The 12,854-nt window shown below is 22.2% G+C and carries 13 protein-coding genes; 8 read left to right on the top strand and 5 right to left on the bottom strand.

Annotated features, from left to right (window positions below; translation table 4 throughout):
* Position 1: 1 nt before the first annotated feature.
* Both rnc and plsX read right to left on the bottom strand, forming a co-directional pair.
* The gene (rnc, locus tag AACK81_RS02360; RefSeq protein WP_174481262.1) at positions 2-721 is read right to left on the bottom strand and encodes a ribonuclease III; all 720 of its coding nucleotides are present in this window, start codon (positions 719-721) and stop codon (positions 2-4) included.
* Positions 722-749: 28 nt separating this feature from the next.
* Positions 750-1,778 (bottom strand): phosphate acyltransferase PlsX, encoded by a 1,029-nt coding sequence (gene plsX / locus AACK81_RS02355; RefSeq protein ID WP_338962200.1) that lies wholly within the window; start codon positions 1,776-1,778, stop codon positions 750-752.
* Between the two features lie 557 nt (positions 1,779-2,335).
* On the opposite strand from plsX, the gene AACK81_RS02350 reads away from it, so the two are divergent.
* Positions 2,336-3,583 (top strand): ISNCY family transposase, encoded by a 1,248-nt coding sequence (locus AACK81_RS02350; RefSeq protein WP_338962198.1) that lies wholly within the window; start codon positions 2,336-2,338, stop codon positions 3,581-3,583.
* Positions 3,584-3,735: 152 nt separating this feature from the next.
* Here AACK81_RS02350 and AACK81_RS02345 read toward each other — a convergent pair whose 3' ends face one another.
* Positions 3,736-4,155, bottom strand: coding sequence for a hypothetical protein (locus AACK81_RS02345; RefSeq protein WP_338961431.1), 420 nt, complete (start codon positions 4,153-4,155; stop codon positions 3,736-3,738).
* Positions 4,156-4,698: 543 nt separating this feature from the next.
* Between AACK81_RS02345 and AACK81_RS02340 the strand changes: the two genes are divergently transcribed.
* The 6 genes from AACK81_RS02340 to udk all read left to right on the top strand — a co-directional run bounded on the left by AACK81_RS02340 (position 4,699) and on the right by udk (position 9,202).
* A complete protein-coding gene (locus tag AACK81_RS02340; RefSeq protein ID WP_338962196.1) occupies positions 4,699-5,889 on the top strand; it encodes a hypothetical protein in 1,191 nt (396 codons plus the stop codon).
* Between the two features lie 76 nt (positions 5,890-5,965).
* Positions 5,966-6,916 carry an IS30 family transposase gene (locus tag AACK81_RS02335; RefSeq protein ID WP_338960236.1) on the top strand — a complete coding sequence of 317 codons (951 nt, stop codon included), beginning with the start codon at positions 5,966-5,968 and terminating at the stop codon, positions 6,914-6,916.
* Positions 6,917-7,032: 116 nt separating this feature from the next.
* Complete coding sequence (locus AACK81_RS02330) at positions 7,033-7,695, top strand: hypothetical protein (protein ID WP_338962194.1); 663 nt, start codon at positions 7,033-7,035, stop codon at positions 7,693-7,695.
* Between the two features lie 183 nt (positions 7,696-7,878).
* Positions 7,879-8,019: a hypothetical protein gene (locus AACK81_RS02325; protein ID WP_338962192.1), complete on the top strand. Its 141-nt coding sequence runs from the start codon at positions 7,879-7,881 to the stop codon at positions 8,017-8,019.
* A gap of 117 nt (positions 8,020-8,136) precedes the next feature.
* Complete coding sequence (ruvX, locus tag AACK81_RS02320; protein ID WP_281749598.1) at positions 8,137-8,562, top strand: Holliday junction resolvase RuvX; 426 nt, start codon at positions 8,137-8,139, stop codon at positions 8,560-8,562.
* Positions 8,563-8,578: 16 nt separating this feature from the next.
* Positions 8,579-9,202, top strand: coding sequence for a uridine kinase (udk, locus tag AACK81_RS02315; RefSeq protein ID WP_174481256.1), 624 nt, complete (start codon positions 8,579-8,581; stop codon positions 9,200-9,202).
* A 129-nt stretch (positions 9,203-9,331) separates the two neighbouring features.
* Here udk and AACK81_RS02310 read toward each other — a convergent pair whose 3' ends face one another.
* Positions 9,332-10,177 carry a hypothetical protein gene (locus AACK81_RS02310; protein WP_338962185.1) on the bottom strand — a complete coding sequence of 282 codons (846 nt, stop codon included), beginning with the start codon at positions 10,175-10,177 and terminating at the stop codon, positions 9,332-9,334.
* A gap of 405 nt (positions 10,178-10,582) precedes the next feature.
* Between AACK81_RS02310 and AACK81_RS02305 the strand changes: the two genes are divergently transcribed.
* Positions 10,583-11,560, top strand: a complete 978-nt coding sequence (locus AACK81_RS02305; RefSeq protein WP_338962183.1) for a hypothetical protein — start codon at positions 10,583-10,585, stop codon at positions 11,558-11,560.
* Positions 11,561-11,645: 85 nt separating this feature from the next.
* On the opposite strand, the gene AACK81_RS02300 is transcribed toward AACK81_RS02305, so the two are convergent.
* Complete coding sequence (locus AACK81_RS02300; RefSeq protein WP_338962181.1) at positions 11,646-12,629, bottom strand: OTU domain-containing protein; 984 nt, start codon at positions 12,627-12,629, stop codon at positions 11,646-11,648.
* Positions 12,630-12,854 lie beyond the last annotated feature (225 nt).

Here is a 12,854-nt window from a genome sequence, read left to right as displayed (position 1 = left end):
ATTATCCCTTCTTATGATCACTTATTAATAAATTAGATTTTGACAGTTTTGCTAAAGCTGACTTTGCTGCTTCTTGCTCAGCTTTCTTTTTATTTGTTCCTACTCCTTTCCCCATTAGTATTTTATTATCTAAATACACATGAACAATAAAATAAGTAATATTATCTTTTTTAATTTGTTCCATAGTTTTATAATTAATAGGATCTCTTTTTTCTGCCTGTACTAATTCTTGTAATTTAGTTTTATAATCAATAATTGTTTCTAACTGATTAGTTTTAATTAATTCAAATAAAGTTAAATCTAAGATTTTTTTAACGGCACTATTTCCTAAATCAAGATATACTGCAGCAAGAAATGATTCAAAAACATCTGATAAAATACTTTCGCGTTGTTGCCCACCTGTATTTTTTTCACCATTTCCCAAAAATAAATAATCTTGTAATCCTAGAGCAATTGCCACTGCTGCCAATGTTTCTTGTCTAACTGCTTTACTACGTAAACTTGTTAATTGTCCCTCATCTTTATTTGGAAATAAGTGCCAAATGTAAGTTGAAATATTTTCCCCTAAAATCGAATCACCCAAAAATTCTAATCGCTCATATGAATAATCTAAATTATGTTCGTTTGAAAAAGAACGATGAGTAAACGCTTCACGATAATTACGATTAGATTTAATTTTTTCTAAAATACTCGATTTTAAAATATGTTCAATATTAATCATATTTTTCTCCTTAATACTTATTTATAAATTATAATTCTTGAATTTGTTTAGCTATTTTATTAGTAACATCTTGCTCAATAGCACGAATTAAAAGTTTTAAAGTACTATAATAAGATTTTTTATCACTAGATCCATGTGCTTTAAAAGCAATGCCATTAATACCTATTAATTGAGCACCACCTGTATTCTTATAATCAAAAGTCTTTTTAATATTTTTAAAAATACCAATTGACATTAAACCTAAAAATTTAGTTCATAAATTTTTTTTATAACCATTTTTAATTAATGTAAATAATAATGATGCCATGCCTTCAACTGATTTTAAAACAATATTACCTGAATAACCATCACAAATAATAATATCAACATCACCACTTAAAACATTTCGTGGTTCAATATTACCGTGAAAATTTAAAAAACTTAACTTTTCATTTTTTTGTGTTAATTGTTTTAGTTTAGCATATGTTGCTTTAGTTACTTCTGGACCTTTGCTTTCTTCAATGCCAATATTTAATAAACCAATTTTAGGACGTGAAATATTTTGAATAGTTTGACAATAAATATGAGCCATTAATGCAAAATTAATTAATTCATCAACAGTGTTTTCAATATTTGCTCCAACATCCAATAATACTACTTGTCGATCTTTTATTAAAGTAGGCATAATTGGCATGAATGCCGGACGTTTAATGCCTTTGATTTCGCCTAATAAAAAATGACAAGCACCAAGATAGGCAGCAGTTGAACCCGAAGTTAGAATCCCATCTGCTTTTTTATTTTTAACTAACTGAATGGCTTGATTCATAGAAGAATCAGTCATTCTAATACCAGCGAGTGGACCATCATTCATAGTTATTACTTGGGTTGTTGCTAGTATTGTTATTCTTGATGATAATGGCTTATTTTTTAATAAAATCTGCAAGTTTCCATTAATTTGTTTTTCATCACCAACTAAACAAATTTCAACGTTTTTGAATTCTTTAATAACTTCTAACGCTGCAGCAATAGCGGGCAAACTACCATGGTCTGAACCCATTACATCAAAAGCAATTTTCATAGTTCCTCCTAAAAACAAAAAATAATTTAAGAAACCTTAAATAATATTATATTATATTATTGATAATTTAATTATACGTTAATTTTTTTAATTCCTTAAGATTAACAATCCAACTAATACTGCATTTATTTATTTTAAATATGAATATTTCATTATTTGCTAGTAAAAAGTTAAAAAACAATTTATCTCTAATTATTTTGATATTAATTTTCTAAATAATTGTTTTTATTTACACCAGTTTTTTTTAAAGACCAAAACCCTTTTATTTATTTTATTAATAAAAAAAACTTTAAAAGCAAAAAACTAATATAAATATAAAAATATCTTATCATAATTTTACTAAAATCAAAAATAATCAAAGAATTAAAAAAATATTAAAACATTTAATAGTGTTTATTTTTATTTATAAAATAAACACTATTAAATTGATTATTATTCATAAAAAATAAAAATAAAGTTAATTAAAAATAATTTATGTCATTATTTAGTGATAATTTCCTATTAGTTATCGAGTAAAAATTTTCCAAAAGTGAAGTTAAATATACTTGGTGATAAATATGGAAAGAAGTATGACTATGAAAGAAAAATATAAATACAAAATTATAAATGATATTATTATTAATAAATTATCTAAACATCAAGCCAAGAATAAACTTAATCTAACTATTAGAAGAATTAACCAATTAATTCAAATTTTTAATAGAGAAGGTAAAGTTGATTTTATTCATAAATCTCGTAATAAAATTTCTAATAAGGCAACAAATTTTGAAATCAAAATTAAGATTATAAACTTGTATAAAACAAAATATTATAATTTTAATTTTCAACATTTTCATGAGAAATTAATTAATGAAGAAAAAATTAAGATTTCATATAGCACACTTTATACTATATTAATTAAAGAAAAAATTACTTCACCAAAAAGACATAAAAATAAAAAAAATAACTTACATCCAACAAGAAATCGAAGAACAAATTTTGGTGAATTAATTCAAATGGACGCCAGTAATCATCATTGATTTGGTAACGATAAACCAAAATCATTTTTACATGCTGCAATTGATGATGCTACAGGAAATATTGTTGGACTATGATTTGATCATCAAGAAACATTAGATGGTTATTATAATATTTTTTATCAAATTTTAACTAATTATGGAATACCAAAAACATTTTATACCGATAATAGAACAGTTTTTGGATATAAGAAAAAAGTTGATGCAGGAAAAATAAATACAGAAAATGACACTTATACTCAATTTCAAAAGTCCTATAATGATTTAGGTGTTGAAATAATCAGAACTTCAATTCCGCAAGCTAAAGGTCGCGTTGAACGCTTATTTGGAACACTTCAAAGTCGTTTAATTAGTGAATTACGACTTAATAAAATTAGAAATTTAGAAGAAGCTAACAAATTTCTTAAAACATACATAAGTACTTTTAATAAACAATTTGCCTTTCCTATTGATGATACTAAATCTGCTATGGTTAAAGCTCCTACACAGGAAGAAATCAATATTTATCTTTCAAGATTTTCTAAAAGAAAAACAGATAGTGGTTCAACCATAACATATTATGGTAAAAAGTATTTTCCTTATAAAAATAACAAAGTTCAATACATACAACCTAGAACTGATGTAATTGTACTTAAATCATTTATTAATGAATTATATCTTAGTTACAATAATCAAATGTATGAACTAAAAGAAATAGCACAAAAACCAATTATAAAAGAAAATTTAATAAAAACTAAAAAAGTTTATATACCCAATAAAAATCATCCTTGAAGATATGGATATCAATAATTCTGAATTAAAATTAAAAATCTATTTTATAAGATATTTAATTTTATAAATACTAAACCATATAAAATTTTAAAACGTTTGCGTATGAGCAAATTTGGTGTTCTAAAATTGATTTTAAATATAAAAGAAATTGTAATTGCAATCTCTCGTTTTTACATTTGTGGTAAGTTTGATTTAGTCGGATTTATTAATAAATTATTTAAAGTTACATTATTAATTTTATTAACATCTATATTTATTTCACTATTTGATTTTCTTATATATAATTCTTTTACTTTTTTAATATTTCCAAAAAGTTCTTTTGATATTTTTATAAAAAAATCATTTTTTTCTTTAATTATTTTATTTTTATCAATTTTTCCAAAAGTAAATATTTTCAATATTGAATAACTAATTTTTTTAAATTTGCTAATCTTTTGTTTTTTTAAATTTTCATTAATATCAACAATAGTAGTTTGAGCTAAATTAACTCTATTACTAATAATTTCTGGAGTAAATTGATTTTTATCAATAATTATTTTTTTCAATTCTCTATTAATTCATTCATATTCTTCTTGTAAATTTTTATTCATTTTTTCATCCTTTCAAAATAAAAACTCATTTACTTTGAAATTAAAGCAATGAGTTAAAAACTTATATTAAACTTAATTAAATTATACAAAAAAAAGTTCGCAAATCAAAATTTAAAGCTAAATTTTTAACGTTTATTTGGAATTCGTGTTTATATTTATTTAACACTGTAACTTTCCAAAATAATTTATTTTTTTATAAATATTTTTGGGAAATTTTCACTCGATATTGACATAAAAATAATTTTTATTGTATTTTATTTTAAAAACTTTAGAATTTAGTTACTTCTTATTATATATCTAAGAAGGCATTGGGGAAAAATTAATAACACAACTAAAAACTTTACTTATAAACAGTTATTTTTTGGATATCATTTTGAAATACTTATAAATTTTTGTAGTAAAACTAATTCAAAAAAATTAATACTACTACTTTTGAGGATCTTGTTAAAAGAATATGATCCTTTTTAAAATATATACTTACTGTTATTAATAACAAATTAACATTATATTAAATAAAACTTTTGTAATTAAAAAGGAGTAAAAATGATAAATTTAAAAAAAATAAAATTAACAAAAAATAATAATCGCTTTGGTGGAAAAACAAAGAAATGAAAAAATAATAAAGGAGAATGAAAATATAAAACTGAAATTAGAAATAAATCTAATGAACTTGATTCAGTTATTTATGAATCGTATATGACAATTTATGACAAAAACAAAAATGATTTTAAATGTTGAACTAAAAGAATTGTCTTTCCAAATAGTCAAATTATTTTTGAAATATTTTTAATTAAAGATAATAAATTATATAAACACGTTAAAAAATATGAAAACATTGACAAATTATCAGATGACCTAAACAATAATAAACTTTTAGATTCCTCTCCTATCAAAGTTAAAGGAGGCGAAAAATCAGATCCAAAATATTATTATTTTTTAGAAAACGCTACTATAAATTCTATTAATAATATAGATATGTTTATAAAAAATATTACCTCATTTAATCAAGAATTAAGTATTAATATTAATTATGATAATTTATTAAATTTATATCAGTATTTAACAAATATACAAAAAATTATTGATAATCCTACTTCGTCTAGCAATATTTCAATAAATGCCAAAATTAAAAAAACATTACCTAATTTATTGTTAGGATTACTACTAGTTTATATTGCATTTACTGGAAAAAATGCACAAAGAATAATTTCTACATATATTTTTGATGAGCAAGAATATACATCAGAAGATTATTTTTATGGAATATTTCAAAATAAACAAAACTATTTCACAATATTCATTGATACTATTTTAACGACATTTTTTACCTCAGCAATTGCTGATTGATCAAGAAATACAATTTTAAATATAATCCAAAGTCAAAAAAGTAATCCAATAAATGATTTTAAAATTAAAAAAATTCCTATTGAACCATTTGAAAAATATAAACATGAATTTTTAACCCTTTTATATGAAGAAAATGAAGTAAAATTAAAAAATAATATGTCACGAATAAAACGTATTAATAATTTAATAAAAAAATTTAATAATATTCCAAAATCTACAGATTTTGAATATCATCCAAATTTTAAAAAAGAAATTGAAAAAATTAGTGACTTTAATTGTTTAAAGAAGCCTATTGATAATAGTATAATAAAAGAATTAACATCTTCGGCAAACAAAGTGATTGATAATTTAAATAAATTGCTGAGTTATACTTGTAAGTGCAAGTAAATAAAATTGCAAAAAATTCTCATATAAAAATTTCATAATGCTAAATTTAGTTTAGAAAAAAGTAAGGAGTTTTTATATGAGTTATAAACATCTTGGCATAGATGAAAGGATTTATATTGAGAATCAATTGAAATTTAAATTTAAAATTAGTGAAATAGCTAAAAATCTTAATCGAAGTATTAGTACTATTATTCGAGAAATTAATAGAAATAAAGATAATAATCATTATTTTTCATTAATTGCACAAAATAAAGCTGAAAATCGAAAACAATCACATATTAGTTTTCATAAGTTTAAAAATAAGAATTTAGTAAAATATGTACAACAAAAATTACTATTAGGTTGATCACCTGAACAAATTTATGGCAGAATTAAAAATTTTCATAAAGAGTGAGTTATTAGTTTTAAAACAATTTATACTTGAATTTATTTTGGAATGCTTGATAAAGTTACTAGTAAAAATTTAAGAAGAAAAGGTAAAAAACGAAAATCTAAAGAAAATCGTGGCAAGTTTAATGGTAAATCAATTAAAGAACGAGATATAAATGTTAATGATCGTATAACACTTGGTCATTGAGAAGGAGATACTATAGTATCATCACGAGGTAAAAGCAAATCATGTTTAATAACTTTAGTTGAAAGAGTATCACGATTTACTTTAGCAATATTAGTTAAAAACAGAACTACTAAAGTTATTAATAAAAATGTTAGTTATTATTTATCAATTCTTCCTAAAAACATTGTTAAAACTATTACTTTTGATCGTGGCAAAGAATTTTCAAATTGACAACAACTTGAAAAAAATTTAGATATAAAAATTTATTTTGCCAATCCATATTCACCTTGACAAAGAGGTACTAATGAAAATACTAATGGTTTAATTAGAGAAAAATTTCCTAAAAAATTTATTTTTTCAAAAACTAATAAAAATGAAGTTCATAAATTTATATTGTCTTTAAACCAAAGACCAAGAAAAATACTAAATTATCTTTCACCAATCGAATATTTGGATAGAAAAATAATTTAGTTGCACTTACCTTTACAATTTAGCAATTAAAAAAAACAAATTTAGATACTTTAGAATGAAAAGAAAGAATAAATTATTCATTATTTGATTTATTTTTAGAATCAGTAACATGACTAATGGCACATTCTATAATGACAGGTGCAATAGCAAATGCTATACAAGAAAACTTTAAAATAAGTGATTGAATTAAATATTTTACTAAACCAAATATTATATTAGCAAATACAATCACTTATTTTTCTATACGACCAGTTAATTATATATTTAAATGAGGATTAGAAACATTAAAAATTAAAACTAATATTTGTCCTCAAATAATTTCAAACTGAATTACAAAACAATCAAATTGTGGAAAATTTTCAATGGCAATTTTGTTATTTTTTTTCAATGCTGTTTTTACTAATATTACTAAAACAACAACACTACTTACTAAATATGAAGTTACAAAATCTCATGATCTACTTGAATTAAAATTAAAAAAATGAGAAACATGATTATTTTTTTTCTTAGCAACAGGTTCTCAAATGATTTCTCTTTCTATTTCAAATTTTTATAAAATCTTTAGTTTTGAAACTTTAATAAAAAAAATTAGATATTTTCATAAAACAAACATAAGTTTACTAGAAGAAAAATTAATAGAATTAGAAAATAATAGTAATATTCCAATTTTTAATAAATCAGAAGTAATAAAAATGCAAGATAGTATAAATGAAGTAAATAAGGCTTATAAAGTAATATATTCAAATATAAAAAAATTCAAGACAAAAGATAATAAATAGCACTGATTATGATTCAGATCAATTTCCATTATCAAACAAAAAAATGACTTTATTTGTTTAATTCATAATATAACTTAAAAATATATTTTTTTTTAAAAAATATTTATACTAATTTATGGATATTTTTAAAAAAAAGAAAAAAATAATCCAAAATTTAACATTAGAAAAGAGGATCTTTTTATTATGGATAAAGATAAGGAAATTGAAAAGTTAAGAAAACAAGATTCAGAAAATAAAAAACAATTTGAAGAAGAAAGATTAAAAAAAGAATTGAAGAAGCTGAAAAAGAAAGAAAAAGAATTGCAGAAGAAAAAAACAATATAAAAAAGATAAAAATTTATAGACATAATACATTTTTATTATACTTACAATATAAAAAATATTTTTTTATAAAATTAATATATTATTAAAATTAAAAAAAATATTAAGTATAATAAATTTATGAAATATTTAGGCATTGATTTAGGTAGTAAAACATTAGGACTTGCTCGTGGTGAAGGAAAAATTGCTTTTTCTTGAAAAACTATTCGTTTCCCAGAGCATGATTTTAATAATGCTATTATCCAACTCCAAAATGTTATTAAAGAATATGATGCTGATATTCTTGTTTTTGGTTATCCTTTAAACATGGATAGCACAGTCGGCCCCAGCGCAAAAATTGTTTTAAATTTTATTGATAAATTTAAATTAACACAAAATAATGATAAACTAAATATTGTTTTACAAGATGAAAGAAGAACTACCTATTCTTCGCAGCAAATATTAATTAAATCTAATGTTTCTTCAAATAAAAGAAAACAAGTTAAAGATCAATTGGCTGCTGCTATTATTTTACAATCATACTTTGATAAAATAACTCAATCTTAAATTTTAGGAGATAAATGTGAAATATAAAAAAATTAATTTAATCGCTATCGCTGGCGGCAGTGCTTCAGGAAAAACAACAGTAGCAGAAAAAATTGCTGAAGCTTGTAATAAAAAAAATGTCATTTTTGTACAAATGGATAATTATTATCATGACCTTAGTAATTTAAAAGTTGAAGAAAGAAAAAAAACTAATTTTGATCACCCTAATGCTATTGATATGAAATTATTAATTCATGATTTAGAACAATTATTACTCGGCAATGCTATTGAAGAGCCTATTTATGATTTTAAAATCAATAGTCGCAGTAAAAACACTGAGATTATTGGTCCGGGTGATGTTATCATTCTGGATGGTATTTTTGCTTTAGAAAATCCTATTATTCGTGAATTATCTACTATCAAAATTTTTGTTGATACTGATAGTGATACTAGACTACTAAGAAGAATTAAACGAGATGTTAGTTTTAGAAATCGTACTCTTGACAGTGTTTTACAACAATATGCATTAACTGTTAAACCTATGCATGATGCTTTTGTTGAGCCAACTAAACGTTATGCTGATATTATTATTCCTTTTGATTTTCATAATACTGTAGCTATTGATATTATTGCTACTAAAATTAAAGCAATTATTAAATAATTGCTTTAAGCTTTAATTTTTAGAATAACAAAGAAGATTATCAACTTAAATAATCAATTTTGTCTTCATTTAGAAGAGATAAAATATTAAATTTTTGTATTTGCATTACTTGCTCATAAACACTATTTTTTATTTCATATTTTTTTCTATACTATCAATATTTAAAACTTCAATTACTGTATTTCCATTTTCATGTGTTACTAAACCAAGTTCATTATTTAAATTAAATAATGTTTGAACATTAATTGATAAATCTAATACATAATTTACTTTATTACTATCTAAATCACTATAATATAATTTTGCTTTTTTACTTGCTAAATTTAAACTATAAAAATATATTTTACTATTTATTTCTGTTATTCACATTGTATCGTTAATGTTAAAAAAATCATCTCCAATTATTGGTTTGGCTTCAGATTGACCTTTTTTTATAATTAACACACTATAACTTATAGGTTTATTTATAAATCTATAAATAGCAAGATAAATATTTTCATTTTTATCAATAAATATAGAATTAACTATTAGATTGTTTGGTAAATTTATTTTTTCAGTAATTTCAGTATTAATATTATATTTATAAAAGCCATCAAAAGTTGATACATAAATATTATTTTTCAAATAAATAATATCAGTTACCATACCTGAAACTAATGGCATAGTTTTAGATTGATTTTTATTATTAAGAATTAGTGCTCCACCAGCAGAAGTTAAATAAATATTACCTTTAATATCAATTATCATGTGAAAAGAACCTACTTTGAATTCTTTATTTTCTCAATAAATTTCATTATCTCTGGTACTGATATTATATTTTCAAATTTTTTGTCCAGGTGTATGAAGATCAGAACTATCAAAAGTTGTATAATACAAATTACCATTGTCATCCTGTGTTTGTTTTACATTTTTTGTTGATATTATATTTTTATAATTGAAGTTAGTATCTTGATAATTATCATATATTTTTTTCATTATATTATCCCCTTCATTCTTTTTTTAAAATAGTTATTTTTATTATTTCTTCTTTTAAGTACATATCAATAATTCTAGTAACTAAAATGAACAAACGATATCATATGCTTACTAGAACTTACTATAAAAGAAAAATAATTAGTAGTATTTTTTATTATCCATTATATTTTTATATTTCACATTATCTAGGTTAAACCTTGTTTACTTTAAAAATTAAAGTATCGGTCAAAAAATTCTATAAATTTTATAAAAATAATTATATTTATTTATTTTCTATAAGTCAAATTTTAATAAAAATACAAATATAAATAATCAATAATAGTCATCAATATTTCTTCAATCAATTGTTGCAATTTGATATTAATGTAGCAAAAATGATAAAATAACACGTTGGAGTGGTGAAATATGAAAAGAAAACTAAATTATAAAAAAATATTAATTACAACTGGTGTATTAGCTGTCGTTGCTACAAAAAGCACAAAATCAGAACCAAAAAAAGAATTAAGTTCTATCATTACTAAGTTAGAAGTTGACGGTAACAAATTTAATACCGAAAAAACAGTTCTTGATGAAATCATTAAACAAAACAAAGATGTAACTGCTAATGATGTTGAAATTAAAAACTTCAAAGCAGCATCAGAAGGAACTGCTGGTTCAGCAGAACTACATGTTAAAGCCGACAGTAAATATACAGGAAAAGTTAACATTACAATTACTGCAAAAGACAAAATCGCTTTAGACAGTAAAATTACTAACAAAGAAGTTGACGGTAACAAATTTAATACCGAAAAAACAGTTCTTGATGAAATCATTAAACAAAACAAAGATGTAACTGCTAATGATGTTGAAATTAAAAACTTCAAAGCAGCATCAGAAGGAACTGCTGGTTCAGCAGAACTACATGCTAAAGCCGACAGTAAATATACAGGAAAAGTTAACATTACAATTACAAAAATTGATACTGAAGAAGAAAAATTAGAAAAAATTATTAAAAAAATAAAAGTAGCTGCTGATAAAGAAAGATATGGCAAGGAATATGTTGAGGCATATAAGGAATATTTTGCATTTCTTCAAAAATCTATCGAAGCAAAATTTAAAATAGATCCTTGAATTATAGATGTAAAACCTACAGAAACAAATAAAAAAGAAATTTTTACAAAATTGGAAAATTATATTAGACAAATTAGAATATCACATTATAAAATTGGATTAATGGAACAAGGAATTTATTTTCATTTTAAACCAGAACAAATGATAATTACTGATAATCAAGAATTAAAACTTCATAATTTGTGAGTATTTTTACATAATTATGATGAAAACAAACATTTACCAAATTCTTTTTTTAATATAAATACAACTATTAAATACCAAGTAAAATAAATTTAAAATATACTAAAAGTAACCAAATATTTGGTTATTTTTTATTAATATAACAAATCAATAAATATAAAATTGATAATACTAATTAATTAGTATTTGCATTAGTACTTTCTTTTAATAATTGTTGATCTCCTGTTTTTGAACTATTAATTATTGGTTTAATAAATGATTCAAAAACAAGATTAGGATTTGTAAATAATTGATCTTGATTATTTAATTCAAAAATAGATTTTTCTAATATTTCATTTTTTTGATGTGCTGGTAGTTTAATTATATCTTCAATAAAAATATCAATTATAGCATTTTGTGTTTCTTCATTAATTTCTTTATCAGACAACTGATTTTTAAGTTTCAATCTAGCATTAATTAAAAAATCAGCACTTTCCTCTCTTGGAAATAAAATACTTTCTTGAGAACTATTATTACTTGAATTAACTTCAAATGAAGGCGTCACTACTTTTGTAGTTTCTTCCTCATTCCTTTTTGCTGGTGTTTGATTAGTAACATTTGAAAAATATTGATAATGTCGAGCTTGATAGTATAACTTCACCTCATTATTAGCAATTACATTATCTGGTTCAAATCTTTCCCTACTTGCAACATCAAAATCTTCATTAATTCTAATAATATCACAATTTAAAATATTACAAATCGCTTCAATTTCAACAGAACCTGTTATTTCACCATTTTTTCTCATTTGTTCTAAAGTTTTTCTTATTTGTGTATCTTCACTATTATTAGGATACAATTCTTTATTTTTTTTATTGATTTCACTATCTAATAACATTGATCTAAAGTTAGCTTTATTATCTGGCCGTTTTGTATCTAAATTTATTTCAATATAATCACAAATACGATTACGAAAGACTTTAACTAATTTTTCATTTTCTTTATCAGTAAAATTAAAATCAACAAAATTAAAAATTCGTTCTCAACCGATTTCTATACCAAAAAGTGATTTATATCTTTTTTTAAATTGGTTTTTATTAGTTTTAACTTGTTCTAAATATGAAACAATTACTGCTCATAATAAACAATTGCCATCTCTTTGTACATCTTTAATTGCCATGGTAATGTGTGCTCCTTTAAAAGAAAAATAGTTACTTTAAAATAAAATAATAAACTAAAATTTTAAATAAATATATTGGGATTTTAGTGCTCGTTGCTTTGCAATTCATCGCAAAATTGGTAATAAATATTACTACTTATAATATAACAAAAAAACAAAAAAATAATAGCAAATCATTATTAAAATATTGGGAGCGTACCGATGTTGTCAATAAGATTCAAATTT

The organism is Spiroplasma endosymbiont of Lasioglossum villosulum, from assembly GCF_964020195.1.
GTDB lineage: Bacteria > Bacillota_I > Bacilli_A > Mycoplasmatales > VBWQ01 > Spiroplasma_E > Spiroplasma_E ixodetis_A.
This window is presented reverse-complemented; position numbering and strand designations above follow the sequence as displayed.